The organism is Pseudomonas sp. BTN1 (assembly GCF_001907715.1).
Taxonomy (GTDB): domain Bacteria; phylum Pseudomonadota; class Gammaproteobacteria; order Pseudomonadales; family Pseudomonadaceae; genus Aquipseudomonas; species Aquipseudomonas paracarnis.
Genome location: NZ_MPBM01000024.1, coordinates 1 through 18,078, shown reverse-complemented (window position 1 = coordinate 18,078; position 18,078 = coordinate 1). Strand labels below are relative to the sequence as shown.

At 60.2% G+C, this 18,078-nt stretch carries 19 protein-coding genes; 3 read left to right on the top strand and 16 right to left on the bottom strand.

Features of this window, described 5'->3' with window-relative positions:
• The first annotated feature begins 277 nt into the window (after window positions 1-277).
• Window positions 278-1,078, top strand: coding sequence for a cytochrome c (locus BMH52_RS10500; RefSeq protein ID WP_073843754.1), 801 nt, complete (start codon window positions 278-280; stop codon window positions 1,076-1,078).
• Window positions 1,079-1,243: 165 nt separating this feature from the next.
• On the opposite strand, the gene BMH52_RS10495 is transcribed toward BMH52_RS10500, so the two are convergent.
• The 14 genes from BMH52_RS10495 to BMH52_RS10430 form a co-directional block, all read right to left on the bottom strand.
• Complete coding sequence (locus tag BMH52_RS10495) at window positions 1,244-2,026, bottom strand: transglutaminase family protein (RefSeq protein WP_032901589.1); 783 nt, start codon at window positions 2,024-2,026, stop codon at window positions 1,244-1,246.
• A complete protein-coding gene (locus tag BMH52_RS10490) occupies window positions 2,023-2,973 on the bottom strand; it encodes an alpha-E domain-containing protein (RefSeq protein WP_019820590.1) in 951 nt (316 codons plus the stop codon). Before BMH52_RS10490 ends, BMH52_RS10495 begins: the two co-directional genes overlap by 4 nt.
• Window positions 2,974-2,977: 4 nt before the next feature.
• Window positions 2,978-4,387 carry a circularly permuted type 2 ATP-grasp protein gene (locus tag BMH52_RS10485; protein ID WP_019820591.1) on the bottom strand — a complete coding sequence of 470 codons (1,410 nt, stop codon included), beginning with the start codon at window positions 4,385-4,387 and terminating at the stop codon, window positions 2,978-2,980.
• 428 nt (window positions 4,388-4,815) lie between these two features.
• Window positions 4,816-5,157, bottom strand: coding sequence for a ribonuclease E inhibitor RraB (locus BMH52_RS10480; RefSeq protein WP_003193463.1), 342 nt, complete (start codon window positions 5,155-5,157; stop codon window positions 4,816-4,818).
• Between the two features lie 213 nt (window positions 5,158-5,370).
• Complete coding sequence (locus tag BMH52_RS10475; RefSeq protein ID WP_014719530.1) at window positions 5,371-5,607, bottom strand: hypothetical protein; 237 nt, start codon at window positions 5,605-5,607, stop codon at window positions 5,371-5,373.
• 103 nt (window positions 5,608-5,710) lie between these two features.
• A complete protein-coding gene (locus BMH52_RS10470; RefSeq protein WP_060767362.1) occupies window positions 5,711-6,316 on the bottom strand; it encodes an START domain-containing protein in 606 nt (201 codons plus the stop codon).
• Window positions 6,317-6,357: 41 nt separating this feature from the next.
• Window positions 6,358-6,612: a YkgJ family cysteine cluster protein gene (locus BMH52_RS10465; protein ID WP_073843630.1), complete on the bottom strand. Its 255-nt coding sequence runs from the start codon at window positions 6,610-6,612 to the stop codon at window positions 6,358-6,360.
• 162 nt (window positions 6,613-6,774) lie between these two features.
• Window positions 6,775-7,266, bottom strand: a complete 492-nt coding sequence (locus tag BMH52_RS10460; RefSeq protein ID WP_014719533.1) for a hypothetical protein — start codon at window positions 7,264-7,266, stop codon at window positions 6,775-6,777.
• 94 nt (window positions 7,267-7,360) lie between these two features.
• Entirely contained in the window at window positions 7,361-8,800 is a 1,440-nt protein-coding gene (locus BMH52_RS10455; RefSeq protein ID WP_003193472.1) for a PLP-dependent aminotransferase family protein, read from the bottom strand.
• 268 nt (window positions 8,801-9,068) lie between these two features.
• The gene (locus tag BMH52_RS10450; protein WP_019820595.1) at window positions 9,069-9,881 is read right to left on the bottom strand and encodes an OmpA family protein; all 813 of its coding nucleotides are present in this window, start codon (window positions 9,879-9,881) and stop codon (window positions 9,069-9,071) included.
• Window positions 9,878-10,240, bottom strand: coding sequence for a DUF4398 domain-containing protein (locus BMH52_RS10445; RefSeq protein ID WP_014719535.1), 363 nt, complete (start codon window positions 10,238-10,240; stop codon window positions 9,878-9,880). The genes BMH52_RS10450 and BMH52_RS10445 overlap by 4 nt, the downstream gene beginning before the upstream one ends.
• Before the next feature lie 9 nt (window positions 10,241-10,249).
• On the bottom strand, window positions 10,250-11,065 hold the full coding sequence (locus tag BMH52_RS10440) for an ABC transporter substrate-binding protein (RefSeq protein WP_073843627.1): 816 nt from the start codon (window positions 11,063-11,065) through the stop codon (window positions 10,250-10,252).
• 72 nt (window positions 11,066-11,137) lie between these two features.
• Window positions 11,138-12,067 (bottom strand): electron transfer flavoprotein subunit alpha/FixB family protein, encoded by a 930-nt coding sequence (locus tag BMH52_RS10435; protein ID WP_034120769.1) that lies wholly within the window; start codon window positions 12,065-12,067, stop codon window positions 11,138-11,140.
• Between the two features lie 2 nt (window positions 12,068-12,069).
• A complete protein-coding gene (locus tag BMH52_RS10430; RefSeq protein WP_014719538.1) occupies window positions 12,070-12,819 on the bottom strand; it encodes an electron transfer flavoprotein subunit beta/FixA family protein in 750 nt (249 codons plus the stop codon).
• Window positions 12,820-13,334: 515 nt separating this feature from the next.
• Between BMH52_RS10430 and BMH52_RS10425 the strand changes: the two genes are divergently transcribed.
• On the top strand, window positions 13,335-14,999 hold the full coding sequence (locus BMH52_RS10425; protein WP_020301874.1) for an electron transfer flavoprotein-ubiquinone oxidoreductase: 1,665 nt from the start codon (window positions 13,335-13,337) through the stop codon (window positions 14,997-14,999).
• Between the two features lie 168 nt (window positions 15,000-15,167).
• Here BMH52_RS10425 and BMH52_RS10420 read toward each other — a convergent pair whose 3' ends face one another.
• Window positions 15,168-16,061, bottom strand: coding sequence for an AraC family transcriptional regulator (locus BMH52_RS10420; RefSeq protein ID WP_003193483.1), 894 nt, complete (start codon window positions 16,059-16,061; stop codon window positions 15,168-15,170).
• A 181-nt stretch (window positions 16,062-16,242) separates the two neighbouring features.
• Between BMH52_RS10420 and BMH52_RS10415 the strand changes: the two genes are divergently transcribed.
• Window positions 16,243-17,295, top strand: coding sequence for an NAD(P)-dependent alcohol dehydrogenase (locus tag BMH52_RS10415; RefSeq protein ID WP_014719540.1), 1,053 nt, complete (start codon window positions 16,243-16,245; stop codon window positions 17,293-17,295).
• On the opposite strand, the gene BMH52_RS10410 is transcribed toward BMH52_RS10415, so the two are convergent.
• On the bottom strand, window positions 17,296-18,078 hold a 783-nt coding region (locus BMH52_RS10410; RefSeq protein WP_073843625.1), incomplete at its 5' end, for an IclR family transcriptional regulator.

The window sequence follows — 18,078 nt, the reverse complement described above, 5'->3', positions numbered from 1 at the left end:
ACAAAAGAAAAGGCAGTCAGCCATGTTCAAACAATCGAAAGTACGTCAGGCGGGACTTATTCTGTTCGCCACCACCTTGATTCTGATCTTGCCCAATTTAACCAAGGTTATTGGGTGACACTCCCCGCTTGCGTGCACACACCGCACCAGGCCTGCAGTTTTTGGCAGCACCTGCCAGGACATTGCGCTTAGCGCTCCTGTTTTGCAGGGGCTGTCTTTTTACCTGCCGTTTTCCGTTATCGTGTGCGCCCTCACTCTCTCGCAACGGGCCTGTGCCTTGAAACCGATCCTCGCCCTTTTTGCCCTGCTGCTGAGCCTGCCCGCGGCGGCGGCACAGTTGACCATCGAGTTGGACCACAGCCAAAAGACCTGGCAGACCGCCGAGTTGCTCAAGCACCCCGACGCTCAGACGGTGCAGATCGTCGATGATGTGTCCTACAAGCGCACTATGACCTATCGTGCGGTGCCCCTGGCGGTGCTCTTACCGGGCCTTAAATCTGCGAACCACCTGCAAGCCGTTGCCCTTGATGGTTTTGCCGCCGAACTTGCCGCCGCGCCGTTACTGGAAAAAAACGGCGCCCGCGCCTGGCTGGCCGTGGAAGACCCGGCCCATCCATGGCCACCGCTGGCACAGGGCAAGCCCAGCGCCGGGCCGTTCTATCTGGTCTGGACCAACCCTCAAGCCGGGCATATCAGCCCCGAACAGTGGCCGTTCCAGGTATCGAAATTCAAGCAGTTGCAGACGGTTGGCGAGCGTTTCCCGGCGTTATTGCCCGACCCGAAGCTGGCGGCGAACGCCCCGATCAACCAGGGCTTTGCGTTGTTCCAGAAGAACTGCCTGGCGTGCCATCGCCTCAATGGCGGCGGTGATGCCCAGATGGGGCCGGACCTGAATGTGCCCTACAACCCCACCGAGTATTTCAGCGGGGATTTCCTCAAGCGTTACATCCGCGACCCGCAAAGCCTGAGGCAGTGGCCACAGGCGAAGATGCCGGCGTTTACAGCGAGTGTATTGCCAGACAATGAGTTGGATTTGCTGGTGGGGTATTTGCGGCATATGGCGGGCCGCAAGTTGTAGGAGCGAGCTTGCTCGCGAAAACCCTGAGAGCATCGATCGTTCCCACGCTCCGCGTGGGAACGCCTCTTGTGATGCTCTGCGTCACGCTTTGGGACGCGGAGCGTCCTCGGCTGCATTCCCACGCAGAGCGTGGGAACGATCAAAGCTCGCCCCTACCGTTATCGGTCATTGCTGCGGCGCCACGAATACCTTGGCATGCATCTGCTCATGCCCACCGCCACGGCGCATGCCCCGGACCGGGCAGGCGTCGAGGTAGTCCAGGCCCACGGCCAGCTTCAAGTGCCGCTCCGGCCGCGCCAGTTGGTTGGTCACGTCAAAGCTGTACCAGGCGTCATCCAGCCAGGCTTCGGCCCAGGCATGGCTGGCCAGGTGCGTGCTGTCTTCGGTATACAGATACCCCGACACATACCGCGCAGGGATCCCCAGGCTGCGTGCGCAGGCCAGGAACGCATGGGTGTGGTCCTGGCACACCCCTGCTGCACCTGCAAAGGCCTGGGCGGCGCAGGTATCGACGTCGGTCGCACCGGGGGTGTAGACCATGGTGTGGTTAAGCGCGTGCATCAAGTCGATAAGCGCCGTGCGGTCGCGACGCTGATGGCAGTGTTGCCCGGCAAACCCGCGCAGAGCGTCGTCGGGCTCGGTGAGGCGCGTGGAGCGCAGGAACGGAAAGGCAGACTGACTTTCGTGTTCGGCCTCGCGCAATTCATCGATCTCCACCACGCCCCGGGCGCCGATGATGATGGCGTCGTGGGGTTCGTCCAGCGTGAGCACATGCAAGATATTGCCGAAGGGGTCCACCTGTGCCCGCACCGGGCGCGGCAGGTCGAGTTGCCAGCTCAGCACGTGTTGGCGCTCGCTGTCATGGGGCGTCAGGCGCAGGTACTGGATGCTGGCGCGCACCTGGTCTTCGTAGTGGTAGGTAGTGTCGTGGCTGATGGAGAGTCTCATGCCGCCTCCAGGTAGGAACTGTAGATGGCGTCGCCCAACTGGCGGACCAAGGGGATAAAGTCGGTCAGCCAGGCATGCAGGCCTTCCTCGAGGATTTCGTCGATGGCGGTAAAGCGCAGGCGCGCATCCATCTCGGCGGCCAGGCGCTGGGCCGGGCGGCCGTTGATGCCGGGCAGGCTGGCGAGGATCTGGTCGATCTCTTCGCTGCAAGCGCGCAGCGAACGCGGCACATCCGCGCGTAACAGCAGCAGCTCAGCGACCTGCCGAGCCCCCGGGGCATCGCGATAAATCTCGGTGTACGCCTCGAATGACGACAGTGCGCGCAGCAACGCACTCCATTGGTAATACGCGTGAGCCGTGCCATCGCTGACGACCGCCGCGTGTTCGCCGGCCATTTCGTAGCGGGCATCGAGCAAGCGCAGGGTGTTATCGGCGCGCTCGATAAAGGTGCCCAGGCGAATAAAGCGGAAGGCATCGTTGCGCATGATAGTGCCGTAAGTGGCGCCCCGAAACAGATGGGAGCGCTCCTTGACCCACTCACAAAACCGGCTCATGCCGTAATGGCTCAGGCCCTGCTGGGCGATATCGCGTATGTCCAGCCAAGTGGCATTGATGTTTTCCCACATGTCGGCGGTGATTCGCCCACGTACAGCGTGAGCGCTGGCCCGCGCCGCACCCAGACAGCTGTAGATGCTCGCCGGGTTGGCCGCGTCCAGGGCAAAAAAGTGCAGCAAGCGTTCAGCGTGCAAGGGGCCATGGCGCTCGTGGTAATCCTCCAGGGTGCCGGTGATCAACAGCGGCATGGCCAACTCGTGCAGGCCATCGCCGCGCCCGTCCTGGGGCATCAGCGACAGCGAATAGCTGACATCGAGCATGCGCGCGAGGTTTTCGGCGCGCTCCAGGTAGCGCGACATCCAGTACAAATCCGAGGCAGTTCTACTCAACATGGCATCAGCCCTCGACCACCCAGGTGTCCTTGGTTCCGCCGCCCTGGGACGAGTTGACCACCAGCGAGCCTTCGCGCAGCGCCACGCGGGTCAGGCCACCCGGTACCACGCGGGTCTCCTTGCCGGACAACACGAAAGGGCGCAGGTCTATGTGGCGCGGGGCGATGCCGTTCTCGACAAAAGTCGGGCAGGTAGACAAGCACAGGGTCGGCTGCGCGATATAAGCGTGTGGCTTGGCCTTGATACGTGCCCGGAACGCTTCGATTTCTGCCGTGGTAGACGCCGGTCCAACCAACATGCCGTAACCACCGGAACCCTGGGTTTCCTTGACCACCAGCTCGGGCAGGTTGGCCAGTACGTGGGACAATTCGTCAGGCTTACGGCATTGGAAGGTCGGAACGTTCTGCAGGATCGGCTCTTCGTCGAGGTAGAAGCGAATCATCTCGGTGACGAACGGATACACAGATTTGTCGTCCGCAACCCCGGTGCCAATGGCGTTGGCCAGCACCACATTGCCGCAACGGTAGGCGGCGAGCAGGCCGGGCACACCGAGCATGGAGTCCGGGTTGAAGGCCAGCGGGTCAAGGAACGCATCATCAAGGCGACGGTAGATCACATCGACAGCCTTGGGCCCGTCGGTGGTGCGCATGAACACACGGTCATCGCGCACGAACAAATCCGCACCTTCTACCAATTCCACACCCATTTCCCGAGCCAGGAAGGCATGTTCGAAGAACGCGCTATTGAAACGCCCGGGCGTCAGTACCACCACACTGGGGTTATCCAGGGGGCTGGCGCTTTTGAGGGTGTCGAGCAGCAGGTTGGGGTAATGGTCGATGGGCGCGATGCGCTGGGCCGCGAACAGCTCGGGGAACAGACGCATCATCATTTTGCGGTCTTCAAGCATGTAGCTGACACCGCTGGGCGTGCGCAGGTTGTCCTCGAGCACGTAGTACGTGCCGTCGCCATCGCGTACGAGGTCGACCCCGGAGATGTGCGAATAGATATCGCGGTGCAAATCCAGGCCCTGCATTGCCAACTGGTATTGCTCGTTGGCCAGTACCTGTTCGGCGGGGATGATGCCGGCCTTGATGATGCGTTGATCGTGGTACAGGTCGGCGAGGAACAGGTTCAGCGCCTTGACCCGCTGGATGCAGCCGCGCTCGACAATCCGCCATTCACTCGCTGGAATGCTGCGGGGGATGGTGTCGAAGGGGATCAGGCGCTCGGTGCCTTGTTCGTCCCCGTAGAGGGTGAAGGTGATACCGGCGCGGTGGAACAGCAAATCGGCTTCACGCCGGCGCTGGGCCAGCAGTTCGGCAGGGGTGTCGGCCAGCCAACGGGCGAACTCGCGATAATGGGGGCGAACCTGCCCTGCCCCATCGTACATTTCATCGTAATAAGTGCGGATCATGCCGTACTCCTTGTCACCCGGACGCAAGAACCTTCGCAAGGCCCGTGCCAGCGGCATAAACACTTAATAATCAACCAGTTGAATAATCCAAGCGCATTCCTCGCACCGTCCTGGTGCGCACAATGGCTTGGGTCACGTCGCGCGCCTCATTGCAATGCGGTCTTTGACTATCAACAGCATAGCCAGAGTTGATTTCACTGCCCGGCTGGCGCTGCGGATAATCACCTCCATTGGCTGAACAGGAGATGTCCTACAGCGAAACCTTTTGTGCAAGCGATATCGTGTTACTTCGTGTACTGATCTACTCCCTTGAGCTTCCCTTTCCGCCACCCTATCCGGGTGGCTTTTTTTTGCACGTAAAACGCCGTCCAAACAAAATCGGCCGACCCAAAGGTCAGCCGATACGCTGTGGTGCTCATAAATACCAACTACATGGGTAACCCACGCACCTCCTGCTTGACGCCCCATCCTTCGATGATCCCTCCCAGGGGCTCGACCACTGCTTCAAAGTCTTGCTCGAAATCTCCTATGCCGTCGTAGGTTGCGAACATGATTTTGCTCAGTTCCAGGTACCAGGCGCCATCGTCGCGCGCGCTGACCTGGGCATTGAGGGACTCCCCACGAAATCGACCCGCCGCCCTGCGCGCCCGTTCCTCATCCGGGAAAATGGCGTAGAACTCGATGGGGTGAAAACGCGAGAAGTCAAAGCCGCCTTCTTTCATGCGGCGCAGTACGTTGGTGCTGATGTCTTCTTGATAGGCTGTGCTCATGAAACGTCCTCCTCAAACCGATGGATAGACTTTCCGTGCTTCCTGAAGCCCCGCGCCCTGCTGGCGCGGGCACCACGGCATAACAACGCCGCAGGAAAACAAGCATGTAGCTGACAAGACCAGACCTTAGCGATTCATTCGCTGATCTCGATTGCAGAGTAGCGCGAAGCTATCACCTCCACCAGAGGTGCTCGTGTGGCGTGTGAAAAATGTTTAGACGGAGGGAGAAATATCGAGAATCTGGATACTGTTCTGGTCTTTGAGAATCTTGACCGTCGGCTCGGGTTTACGGCCTTCCAGGTCATTGAGATCGAGTTCGGCAGCAATCGGCACCAGCTTCGCACGAATCATATGCGCAGCGTCTTCGAGGCTGGGCTTTTGTTCGCAGGTGAACTGCTGCACGGACTTTTCACCGTGATCATCAACGAAGGTAATTTGCCACGTTTGCATCGGTGCCTCCTCGATAAAACCCATAGGTGGGCTTACAAGTATCTGGACCTTGGCGGCGCGCAAAACGTTCCGCTCAAGCCCGGAGGCACCGGATCAACTGCACTTATTTTTCAGCGTGTTCTTTCAAGGCTTTCAAGGTATTGAACGGCGCTTCCACCACGAACTTGTTGGCCAGCCACGAAGGTACGCTGCCGCCTGGCTCGGTGTGTACCTGGTAGGTGACTTCGGTCTGGTTATCGCCCTTTGGCACCAGTTTCCAGAAACCGTCCACCTGGGCAACCCGCACGTAGCCTTTTGCTTCTGGCTTGTAGGTCGGCACACCTTCCAGTTTGCGCGTGACCGTGCCGTCAGCGGCTTTGGTGGTGGTGACGTGGATGTACGAGTCGCGGTCCGTCACGGGGAACGGGGCCTTGAACTGGGTGTAGGTCCAGGCCTCGTCACCTTTCTTATCGACGAGTTGCTGGGATTTGCATTCATGGATCCATGCGCAAGCACCGGCCACATCTTCCTGCAGCGCCTGGACCTTGGCCAAAGGCGCCTTGATCACCGTCACACCGCGATACGCCTTGTACTTGGAACCAGCAATCTCGCTCAGGGAGACTTTGATACCGTCTTCGTCCTTGGCGACTTGCCAATCCTCAGCCTGGGCAGTAGCCGCCAACAACAGCGTAAAACCGCACAGTACAGCCACTCGTTTCAGCGAACCCATCGTTGTATTCCTTATTGTTGAAGTTCCGATAGTAAAGCCCATCAAGCCGCCGTCATCTGTTCCCACCAACCGATCAGGCGAATGGCATCGGCCTGGTCATTGCCGCACACCTCAATATCGGCCTTGAAATCACTGCATACGGCTGGCCGCTGCGGTTGACCGAACAACTGGCACAGTTGTTCCACCGACAAGTGCACGCAGCGAACGCCAGCGGGCTTGCCATTGGGCATTCCCGGCAACGGTGAACTGATGGAGGGGGCAATGCAGCATGCGCCACAGCCTTCACGGCATTTCATGACCAGCAGGTCCTCGACGACTCAATAGGGATGGCCGGGCTAGAGTACGCCCTTAAACAGACGTTTTAAAATGGCCCAACAGGCGTTTTTCGCACAAAACAAAAGTGACCGACCAGTCTGCGACAGATGGTCGGCGACCTGGGTCACCTGTGGTGCGAAAGTTTATTGCTTGAATTCGAAATCCAGCGCAGCGCCTTCAACATCACGGCGCTCTTCGTTACGCAGTTGCAGCTTCATCTCATTGCTGAGCAAGCGGCCGTTGATCTGAAACGCGCTGTTGTCGGTGGGCTTTTCGCCAAACATTGGCGGCAGCAAGGGCACACTCTTGGGCTTGGGCATGGTACCGATGGGTTGCAAGTGCCTGACCATGTCCGAAGGCAGGGACAGGTCCAACTGTGCCGGTGGCAGTTTGGTCTGGGCGACTTCATGGGCCGACTTGGACTTGCTCGCCACGGGTGCACGCTTTTTGGTCGAGGCGGCTTTCTTTTGTGCGGCGGGGGCTTTTTTCGCAGGCGCTGGCTGCTTGGCTGAGGTCTTTTGCTCGGCACCGACAGCAGGCTTGCCTTCAGCCACCGGCGCTGCAGCCAGCACGCTGCCGGCATTGCACAGGCTCAGCAGACCAAGCATCAACGTAACGCGAAAAATAGAAGTCATATCGCCAACAGCATTAACGGCAGAAGGCCATATGCTCGCTTGTTGTGCGCGGCATGACAAGGGCACAGATCAGTCTTGTGCCCTTTTGCTCGCCTCAAAAACCCGCTGCGGCCTCCTGGCACAGCTGGCTGGCAAGCATTCCCAGGGTCATCAACGCCCTCTCCGCCTCACGGTTCCACGGCGTGCCGCAATTGAGGCGAATACAGTGGTTGAACTGTTCGGTATTACTGAAAATCAGCCCTGGCGCAATGCTGATGCCTTGTTGCAGGGCACGCACATGCAGTTCCTGAGTATTGACCCGCCCCGGCAAACTGACCCACAAGATAAAGCCGCCGGTCGGGCGGGTCATCTGGGTGCCTTCGGGGAAATACTGCTGCACCGCCAATTGGAAGGCACTGAGGTTCTTGCGGTATTCCTGGCGGATGTAGCGCAAATGACGGTCGTAGCCACCGTTTTCCAGATAGGCCGCGACGCCCATCTGCGTGACGCTGCAAGCAGAATGCGTGCTGAACATCTGCAGGCGCTGGATTTCCTGCTGGTACTTGCCGGCAATCATCCAACCAATGCGCACGCCCGGCGACAAGGTCTTGGAAAAGCTTGAGCAATAGATTACCCGGTCGAGGCGGTCGTAGGCCTTGAGGGCTTTGGTGCGGCCGAGTTCGAACATCAACTCGCCGTAAATGTCATCTTCGACGATCTGGATATCGAAGTCCGAGGCCAGGCGCAGCAACTGTTTCTGCCGCTCCTCCGGCATGGTGCCGCCCAGCGGATTACTCAGGCGCGTGGTCAACACCAGCGCCTTGATCGACCATTGGTTGGCGGCCAGTTGCAGGGCTTCCAGGCTCATGCCTGTGGCGGGGTCGCTGGGGATCTCGATCACCTTGAGGCCCAGCAGATCAGCCAATTGCAGCAGGCCGTAATAGGTGGGTGATTCAGCCGCGATCAGGTCGCCAGGGCGCGTCAGCACGCGCAACGACATTTGCAATGCATCGACACAGCCGTGGGTGATCACCACTTCGGAAGGGTCCACCACCACGCCCGCATCGCGCATACGGATCGCCACCTGGCGCCGCAATGGTTCAAAGCCAGGGCTGAACATGTAGCTGAAGGCCCGTGGGCTCTGGAAACGCGTGACCTTGGCCAACTGCTGATGCAGTGCCCGCACCGGCAGGTAGTCGACACTCGGCACCGCCGCGCCCAAGGGAAACACCCCTTCGCGGCGCGACTCGACCAGCACCTGCTGGATGATACTGCTACGGGTGACCAACCCTGGGCGCTCGACCCGTGCGATATCAGGCGTAGGCGCCGTGAGTGCTGGCGTCTGGTGCACGTAATAGCCCGACTGCGGCCGCGCCCGGATCAGCCCCTGGTCTTCCAGGTTGGCGTAGGCCTGCAGCACCGTGGCATGGCTCACATTGAGCTGGGAACTCATCTTGCGCACCGACGGCACGCGCTCCCCCGGTTGGTAGACACCGCGCCGGATGTCTTCAGCCAGTTGCTGGGCAATACGTTGGTAAAGCAACAGATTGGTCATGACGCAGCACTCGATTTCACGGGCATTTTATTTTTGTGTGAAACATACATACCGGCACAGTTTAGAAGTGTACGGGGACAGTTGCCACAATAGTCGAGCGCGGGCGGGAGTGACAGTAAAAACTGCGGGGGAGCTGGGGTGGGCATCGCCGAAACGAAATGTGGGAGCGGGCTTGCCCGCGAAAGCGGTGTGTCAATCAGTACATTCGGTACTGAGCCACCGCATTCGCGGGCAAGCCCGCTCCCACAATTTGGATCTGCGTCAGACTTTAGCGTGCTGCGCCCAATTGGCCCTTCTCGTCAGAGAACACAATTTCCACTCGGCGATTCTGTGCACGACCACGCTCGGAGGCATTGGCTTCCACCGGGTATTGGTCGCCATAACCCTCGACCTCGATGCGCTTGTCATCAATACCCAGGTCCATCAACAGATCGGCCACCGATTGAGCACGGTCGCGGGACAGTTTCAGGTTTTCCTGCTCGCCACCGGTGTTGTCGGTGTAGCCCTCGATGCGCACCCGACGCTTGGGGTTCAGTTGCAGAAATTGCACGATCTTGAGCACCGTGCGGTTGGCCGAGTTCTGCAGTTCAGCTTCGCCGGTGTCGAACAGTACGTCCCCCAGGGTCATCACCAGGCCACGATCGGTCTGGGTGGTGAGGCTGGCGATTTGCGCTTCAACCCACTTGCCCTGCTGTTGCACGCTGGCCAGCTTGTTTTCGCGCAAGGCCAGTTGCAGGCGCTGACGCTCCAACTCCAGTTGAGTGCCGCGTTCGGCATTCAGGCCCTGCTGGGTGTGCTCTCGGGCGATGGCGCTGTAACGCTGGCTCAGGTAAGCGTAATGCACCACATCCGCGCCGCTGCCCCAGTAGCTGGACAGGCGATCGGCGCGGGCCAGGGACTCGCCGGCGCGGATCACGTCCTTGGGGGCGAAGCGCAGTACGTTGGCGTCTTCCTTGACCTTTTGAAAGTCATCGCCGGCCTGCTGCAACGCCTGCTCGCTCGTGGGTTGGCTGGCACAGCCGCCCAAGGCCGCGCCGCCCAGCAGCAGTACACAGCTCAAACTACGGATCATCGGGCTCATTGTGCGTCTCCCAACTGCAGTTGCTTACGCAGGCGAGTGATACGGGTATTGAGCACGTTCAATTGTTCCTGGCTCTTGCCGGTCAGCACTTTGGCCTCGGCCAGGCGCGCGTCCAACTCAGCCTGCTCGGCGCGCATACGCGCACGTTTGTAGGATTGGTCGGCCATGTTGCCCTTGGCCCGGGCGAATTTTTCTTCGGCCAGCTTCAGTTCGGGGGATTCATCGGTGTTGGCCCCGACCGCGGTGGCTTGTTCCAAGGCTTGCTGGGTCAGGCGCATTTGTTCGATCGGCGCAGGATCGGTTGCGCATCCCGCCAGCGCGACAACGGCAAGGGCCGCGAAAAGAGCTCGAAAAATCACTGTAAATCCCTACTTTGTTGGGGTGCCGACAGGTTGTTGCAGTTGCGCTTTCCAACGCTCCAGATTGCGCTGCAGCGCGGCTTGAGCGGCACCGGAGGCGGGCAATTCTGTCATCTTTTTCGTCAGCTGTCCGCGAAGCCAAGGATCATTGCAGGCCGAGTTGTGGGAAATCGCCAGGTACAGGCCAGGCTGATCGACAGGCACCGCATGGGCCACCAGGTCATTACTCATGCCCAGGGTCTGGGCCATGGCCATGCCGGAATAGCGCCCGGCCAGCACGTAGTCCACCTCACCCAACAGCAGTTTCTGGAAGGCCGGCGTCAAGTTGGGCAGGCGTTGCAGGTTGAGTTGCTGGCTGGCGAAGGTTTCGAACTCCGCGCTCAAGCGCGCACGTTCCGAGACTGCGCCTTTGTGGCCGTGCAAATCGGCGGCGGTGGAATAGACCACGGCTGAATCCTTGCGCGTCCATACCAGGTAGTCGGTCTGCATCAGCGCCGGATGGATGTAGTCGAAGTGGTCCAGCTCACCCAGATTCAGCGGTGCGTCGGCGAGAATGTCCATGCGCCCGCTACGCGCTTCATCCAGGGCCAGGGAGCGTTTGCCACCGTAGAGCAGGTCGATTTTCAGCCCGAGGTCCTTGCCCACTTGTTGCAGCACGTCAGCGGTCGCGCCGATCAGGTGCGTAGGGTCCTGAGGGTCGCGCCAGAGCAAAGGCGGTGCGTCCGGGCTGCCGGTGATTACCAGGCGCTCGCACTTGCCGGCGGCGAGCGTCAGGCTCGGCAGCAGCGTAAGGCCCAACAGTAAGGCCCAGGGGCGCAGTTGCATGGCAAGACTCTCCCGATCAGTAAAAAAAAACCCGGTCATAAGACCGGGCTCTTTATAAGTGAAGTGGCTGGATTAGACCAGCTTCTCCAATTCAGGTACGGCTTCGAACAAGTCCGCCACCAGGCCATAATCGGCTACCTGGAAGATCGGCGCTTCTTCGTCCTTGTTGATCGCAACGATCACCTTGGAATCTTTCATACCGGCCAAGTGCTGGATAGCGCCGGAGATACCGACGGCGATGTACAGCTGTGGCGCAACGATCTTGCCGGTCTGGCCGACCTGCATGTCGTTGGGTACAAAGCCTGCGTCGACAGCAGCGCGGGAAGCGCCGACCGCAGCACCCAGCTTGTCGGCCAGGGCGTACAGGTGTTTGAAGTTGTCACCGTTCTGCATGCCACGACCGCCCGAAACGACGATCTTGGCAGCGGTCAGTTCAGGACGGTCCGACTTGGCCAGCTCTTCGCCGACAAAGCTGGAAGTGCCAGCGTCGTGGGCAGCGGAGACGGCTTCAACGGCAGCCGAGCCACCTTCGGCAGCAACCGGGTCGAAACCGGTGGCGCGCACGGTGATGACCTTGACCGAGGCGTTGGACTGCACGGTAGCGATGGCGTTACCGGCGTAGATCGGGCGCTTGAAGGTGTCGGCGCTTTCTACCGAGATGATCTCGGAGATCTGGTCAACGTCCAGCTGCGCGGCAACGCGTGGCAGGATGTTTTTGCCGTTGGAGGTAGCGGCGGCCAGGATGTGGCTGTAGCCAGCGCCAAGCTCGGCGACCAGCGGTGCAACGTTTTCCGGCAGCTGATGCGCATAAGCGGCATTGTCAGCGTTCAGGACTTTGCTCACGCCTGCGATTTTTGCAGCCGCTTCAGCCACGGCGCCAGCGCCCTGACCAGCAACCAGCACGTGGATGTCCCCACCGATTTTAGCGGCAGCGGCCACGGTGTTCAGGGTGGCCGGGGCCAGTACCTTGTTGTCGTGTTCAGCGATTACCAAGATAGTCATGATTAGATTACCTTCGCTTCGTTTTTCAGTTTCTCGACCAGTTCAGCCACCGACTTGACCTTGATGCCCGCGCTGCGTGCAGCCGGCGCTTCGACTTTGACGGTCTTGTTGGTAGAGGCGGTGGAAACGCCCAAAGCGTCCGGAGTCAGCGTCTCCAGAGGCTTCTTCTTGGCTTTCATGATGTTTGGCAGGGACGCATAACGCGGCTCGTTCAAACGCAGGTCGGTGGTGACGATGGCCGGCAGTTTCAGGGAAACCGTCTGCGCGCCGCCGTCGATTTCACGGGTAACCGCAACGCTGTCGCCGCTCACTTCGACTTTCGAAGCGAAGGTGCCCTGGCCGTAACCGGTCAGTGCAGCCAGCATCTGGCCAGTCTGATTGTTGTCGCTGTCGATGGCTTGTTTGCCCAGGATCACCAGCTGAGGCTGTTCCTTGTCGACAACGGCCTTGAGCAGTTTGGCAACGGCCAGGGAGGTCAGCTCTTCAGCAGACTCCACCAGAATGGCGCGGTCGGCGCCCAGGGCCAGAGCGGTACGCAGCTGCTCTTGGGCAGTGGTCGGCCCGATGGACACCACGACGATTTCCGTCGCCACGCCTTTCTCTTTCAGGCGTACGGCTTCTTCCACAGCGATTTCGCAGAAAGGGTTCATCGACATCTTGACGTTAGCAAGGTCGACGCCGGAATTGTCCGCCTTGACGCGAACTTTCACGTTGTAATCGACAACGCGTTTGACAGCTACAAGAACCTTCATGGATTCCTCGTTACTCTCCGGTGAAAAGAAAGTCGCCTAGGCGAACCTGGCGGTTGATGCTCATCGGCACACAAGGGCACCTCCAAAGACCTCGGCAGTGGCCTTGCACACGGGAAATGACGACCGTTCGTCAGTGGTGACTGAGAGGTCATTCTTTATCGCGGCGTGTAAACTGCGCTCCAACGTTGGGGGGCGCATCACCTTTATTGCCTTCAGCCTGTCTTTGGACGTGCTCTTGAAACCTGCAGTCTGCCTACGGGAAGCGCAAAACCGACCGTATCTTGACCGGAACGCCTATTCTGGTCAATACGGCAAAATGGTCAGTCATAAGCCCCGTTGCTTTGATTTATCTAGGCTGCAGGCAATTCAAACAAACGTTTGTATTGGACGCTGTCAGTGGTCTATATATAATGCGCCACCTAGAGAGACAGGTGGGTGCTGCCTTCGCGCAGAACCACACCGAACCTCCACCCATTAGAAAAAAAGCCTGTTGAGCCTTGAGTAGGAGATAGCCTGTGGAACGCGAATACATGGAATTCGACGTGGTCATCGTCGGCGCTGGCCCGGCTGGCCTGTCTGCCGCCTGCCGACTGAAGCAGAAGGCCGCCGAAGCCGGTAAGGAAATCAGCGTCTGCGTGGTCGAGAAAGGCTCCGAAGTCGGCGCCCACATCCTCTCCGGTGCCGTGTTTGAACCCCGTGCCCTGAACGAATTGTTCCCGGACTGGAAAGCACTCGGCGCCCCGCTCAACACCCCGGTGGTGCGCGATGACATCTATGTACTGCGCAGCCCGGAAGCCTCCACCAAGGTGCCCGACTTCTTTGTGCCCAAGACCATGCACAACGAAGGCAACTACATCATTTCCCTGGGCAACCTGTGCCGCTGGCTGGCCCAGCAGGCCGAGAACCTGGGCGTGGAAATCTACCCAGGCTTCGCCGCCCAGGAAGCGCTGTTCGACGAGAACGGCGTGGTACGCGGCATCATCACCGGCGACCTTGGCGTTGACCGTGAAGGCAAGCCAAAAGACGGCCTGTACACCCCGGGCATGGAACTGCGTGGCAAGTACACGCTGTTCGCCGAAGGCTGCCGTGGCCACATCGGTAAGCAACTGATCCAGCGCTTCAACCTGGACAGCGACGCCGACGCCCAGCACTACGGCATCGGTCTGAAGGAAATCTGGGAAATCGACCCAGCCAAGCACCAGCCGGGCCTGGTGGTGCACACCGCCGGTTGGCCGCTGGACATCATGGGTAACGAGAACACCGGTGGCTCGTTCCTCTATCACCTGGAAAACAACCAGGTGGTGGTCGGCCTGATCGTCGACCTGTCCTACAGCAACACCTTCCTGTCGCCGTTCGATGAGTTCCAGCGCCTCAAGCACCACCCGGTGCTGGCCCAGTACCTGGAAGGCGGCAAGCGGGTCAGCTACGGCGCCCGCGCGATCTGCAAAGGTGGCCTGAATTCGCTGCCGAAGATGGTCTTCAAGGGTGGCGCGCTGATCGGTTGCGATCTGGGCACCCTGAACTTCGCCAAGATCAAAGGCAGCCATACCGCGATGAAGTCCGGCATGCTCGCCGCCGACGCCGTGGCCGACCGCCTGTTTGCCGAATCCGAGGGCGGCGACGAACTGACCGCGTATGTCGACAGCTTCAAAGCCAGCTGGCTGTATGAGGAACTGTTCGCCAGCCGCAATTTCGGCCCGGCCGTGCACAAGTTCGGCGCAATCATTGGCGGCGGTTTCAACTGGCTCGACCAGAACATTTTCGGCGGCAAGATCCCTTTCACCCTGCACGACACCAAGCCGGACTACGCCTGCCTGAAGCTGGCCAAAGACAGCCAGAAGATCGACTACCCCAAACCCGACGGCAAGTTGAGCTTCGACAAGCTGAGCTCGGTGTTCATCTCTGGCACCAACCATGAAGAAGAGCAGCCGTGCCACTTGAAGCTCAAAGACCCAAGCATCCCGATCGGCACCAACCTGCCGCTCTACGATGAACCGGCGCAGCGCTACTGCCCGGCTGGCGTGTATGAAGTGGTGACCAAGGAAGACGGCGAGAAGCGCTTCCAGATCAACGCCCAGAACTGCGTGCACTGCAAGACCTGTGACATCAAGGACCCTTCGCAGAACATCACCTGGGTGACACCGGAAGGTGCGGGTGGGCCGACTTACCCGAATATGTAAGTCGTTCGCTTAACCCAAAAAGGCTCCCGAGATGGGAGCCTTTTTTGTGGGCGACATCGATCAAAATGTGGGCGCTGACTTGCCTGCGATGGCGGCCTTCAGGTGCCAAATGTATGGCTGACCCACCGTTATCGCAGGCAAGCCAGCTCCCACAATGACCTCGTGGTGTCAGGCGGCCCGCTCTTCACCTGGGTTGCGCAGGAAATAGCGTTTGTACTCCCGGCTGAACTGCGACGTACTCTGGTACCCCACCTTGTGCGCCGCCTGCGCCACACTCATGCCTTCCACCAGCAGCAACTGCTGGGCCTTCAATAACCGCAAGCGCTTGAGGTACTGCACCGGTGACAACAAGGTGCAGCGTTTGAAATGCTCATGAAAGGTCGAGGCACTCATGTGCGCAAATCCGGCCAACGTCTCGATATTCAGCGGCTCGGCGTAATGGGCATGCAGGTGATTCAATGAGGTGGCGATGCGCGAAAACTGCCCCTGTTGTTCCACCAGCGCACGCAACACATCCGCCTGAGGCCCACGCAAGGCGGTGAACAACAATTCGCGCACCCGCGCCGGGCCCATGATCCGGCTTTCCAGCGGATCGTGCAGGCACTGCAACAACCGCTCGACGCAGCCACGCATCGCATCGTCCAGCACCACCGAACTCATCGATTCCAAGGTCTGCGCGGTCGGCGGTGGCCCGGCCTGCATGCCCATGGCAATCACCAACTCGCCCAACACCACGCGGTCGATGCCTACCGTCACGCCATACAGCGGCGCCTCGGGGGCCATGGCAAAGGTCTCGCATTCGAACGGCACCGGCATCGCCTGGATCAGGTAATGCCCGGCGCCATACTCCAGCGTGCGGGGGCCAAGGTAGGCGACTTTGCTGCCCTGGGCCACGAACATCAGGCTTGGCTCATAGATCTGCGGCCCACGCGCCACATCGCAACTGGCGCGCAGCACCTGCACACCGGGCAAGTGAGTCGGGGAAAAACCGTCGCGGGGCGTGAGCCCTTCGATCAAGGCAACCAGCGTGGCATTGGCGTCCAAATGGCGGGTCAACAGCATGGCAAAAAACTTCGCGAATAAGGGATGACAGCATCATCGCAGGTCTGGCGGCCAATATATCCAAACCTCAGGCACTGCCGGACGAATAGGCATGAGACTCGGAGCATTTGCCATGTTCGCGCCCCCAGGCCGACGCGCAGAATTCGCCACCTCTGCAGTCCAAGCTTTTGTGAGGTTTACTATGTACACCGCCATCGGTTACGCCGCCCAGTCGGCCACCACGCCCCTCGCCCCGATGTCATTTGAACGCCGCAGCCCGCGCGTCGATGACGTGGCCATCGAGATTCTCTACTGCGGCGTGTGCCACTCCGATATCCACCAGGCTCGCAACGAGTGGGGCATCGCCGTGTACCCGTTGATGCCGGGCCACGAAATTGTCGGCAAGGTCACCGCCGTCGGCGCCAATGTGACTGCCCATAAAGTCGGCGACCTGGTGGGCGTAGGCTGCATGGTGGACTCGTGCCGTCACTGCGAAGCCTGCCAATCGGACCTTGAGCAATACTGCCTCGAGGGCCCGACCATGACCTATGCCACGCCGGACCGCGTGGATGGCAGCAACACCATGGGCGGTTACTCCGACAGCATCGTGGTCAGCGAACATTTCGTGGTGAAGATCCCGGCCAAGCTCGACCTGGCCAGCGCTGCGCCGATCCTGTGTGCAGGTATCACCACTTACTCGCCGCTCAAGCACTACGGCGTGAAAGCCGGCGATAAAGTCGGGATCCTCGGCATGGGTGGTCTGGGCCACATGGGCATCAAGTTCGCCAAGGCCATGGGCGCCGAAGTGACGCTGTTCACGCGTTCGGCGAGCAAGGCCGAGGAAGGCCGTCGCCAGGGCGCCGACCATGTGATCGTGTCCACTGATGCCGAGCAGATGAAAGCTGCTGCCGGGCACTTCGACTTCCTGCTCGACACCATCCCGGTGCAGCACGACCTGAACCCCTACCTCGATGTGCTGCGCTTTGACGGCGTGCATATCCTGGTCGGCCTGATCGAGCCGGTGGACCCGCCCGTCAATGCCGCCAAGCTGGTATTGGGCCGTAAAGTCTTGGCCGGCTCGCTGATCGGCGGCATTGCCGAAACCCAGGAAGTCCTGGATTTCTGCGCCGAGCACAACATCACCTGCGACATCGAGATGCTCGACATCCGGCAGATCAACGAAGCTTACGCACGCATGATTGCCGGTGATGTGAAGTACCGCTTTGTCATCGACATGGCAAGCCTCAAAGCCTGATCAGGCCTTGGCGCCCAACTCCGCTGACAGCCGGGCTGCGACCTGTTTGATCACAGGAATCAGCTCGGCCATTTTCTCCAGCGGCATGTAGGGCACCGTACTGGCGATGCTGATGCCGGCGACGACGCGCCCGCTGGCATCGCGCACCGGTGCGGCCACGCAGCGGATCGAAGGCTCGTTGTCTTCGAGGTCAAACGCGTAGCCACCCTCGACATACTCATGCATGCGCTGTTCGAACTGCGCCCAGGATTGCTCCGGGTGCTGCGGCCATTGCAGGCTTTTGCCCGCCGTCGGCAAGCTCTCCTCGTACAAGCGCTGCCACTCCTGCGGCGAGTCATCCAGCATCAACGCCTTGCCGATACCGGTGCGCGCCAACGGCATGCGATGGCCGACCCGCGAGCGCATTTCCGGCCCATTGCGGCCGGGGTTCTTGTGCAGGTAAAGCACCTCGTCGTACTCACGAATCGCCAGGTGAATGGTATCGCCGGTCAGCGCCGACAATTCATCCAGGTAAGGCACCGCCAGGTTCACCAAGGGCAACTCTTCACGGGCCTGGAACCCTAACTCGATCAGCTTGGGCCCCAGCAGATAACCGATCTGGGGCACCACACGCAGGTAACGCTCGTCCACCAGGCAACTGGCCAGGCGGTGCGTCGTGCTGCGCGTGGTGCCAATGCGCCGGGCGATCTCCTTGAGATCCCGCGCACCAGCCGCCACCGCTTGCACCACCCCCAAGCCGCGCAACAGGGTCTGGGTGCCGGTGGGGGCGGCGTCTTTGACGGG

What these genes read in the sequence shown, in the direction of transcription:
- BMH52_RS10495 (WP_032901589.1), bottom strand. Translation starts at nt 2,026, where the DNA reads ATGAGACTCTCCATCAGCCACGACACTACCTACCACTACGAAGACCAG.
- BMH52_RS10490 (WP_019820590.1), bottom strand. Translation starts at nt 2,973, where the DNA reads ATGTTGAGTAGAACTGCCTCGGATTTGTACTGGATGTCGCGCTACCTG.
- BMH52_RS10485 (WP_019820591.1), bottom strand. Translation starts at nt 4,387, where the DNA reads ATGATCCGCACTTATTACGATGAAATGTACGATGGGGCAGGGCAGGTT.
- BMH52_RS10480 (WP_003193463.1), bottom strand. Translation starts at nt 5,157, where the DNA reads ATGAGCACAGCCTATCAAGAAGACATCAGCACCAACGTACTGCGCCGC.
- BMH52_RS10475 (WP_014719530.1), bottom strand. Translation starts at nt 5,607, where the DNA reads ATGCAAACGTGGCAAATTACCTTCGTTGATGATCACGGTGAAAAGTCC.
- BMH52_RS10470 (WP_060767362.1), bottom strand. Translation starts at nt 6,316, where the DNA reads ATGGGTTCGCTGAAACGAGTGGCTGTACTGTGCGGTTTTACGCTGTTG.
- BMH52_RS10465 (WP_073843630.1), bottom strand. Translation starts at nt 6,612, where the DNA reads ATGAAATGCCGTGAAGGCTGTGGCGCATGCTGCATTGCCCCCTCCATC.
- BMH52_RS10460 (WP_014719533.1), bottom strand. Translation starts at nt 7,266, where the DNA reads ATGACTTCTATTTTTCGCGTTACGTTGATGCTTGGTCTGCTGAGCCTG.
- BMH52_RS10455 (WP_003193472.1), bottom strand. Translation starts at nt 8,800, where the DNA reads ATGACCAATCTGTTGCTTTACCAACGTATTGCCCAGCAACTGGCTGAA.
- BMH52_RS10450 (WP_019820595.1), bottom strand. Translation starts at nt 9,881, where the DNA reads ATGAGCCCGATGATCCGTAGTTTGAGCTGTGTACTGCTGCTGGGCGGC.
- BMH52_RS10440 (WP_073843627.1), bottom strand. Translation starts at nt 11,065, where the DNA reads ATGCAACTGCGCCCCTGGGCCTTACTGTTGGGCCTTACGCTGCTGCCG.
- BMH52_RS10435 (WP_034120769.1), bottom strand. Translation starts at nt 12,067, where the DNA reads ATGACTATCTTGGTAATCGCTGAACACGACAACAAGGTACTGGCCCCG.
- BMH52_RS10430 (WP_014719538.1), bottom strand. Translation starts at nt 12,819, where the DNA reads ATGAAGGTTCTTGTAGCTGTCAAACGCGTTGTCGATTACAACGTGAAA.
- BMH52_RS10420 (WP_003193483.1), bottom strand. Translation starts at nt 16,061, where the DNA reads ATGCTGTTGACCCGCCATTTGGACGCCAATGCCACGCTGGTTGCCTTG.
- BMH52_RS10415 (WP_014719540.1), top strand. Translation starts at nt 16,243, where the DNA reads ATGTACACCGCCATCGGTTACGCCGCCCAGTCGGCCACCACGCCCCTC.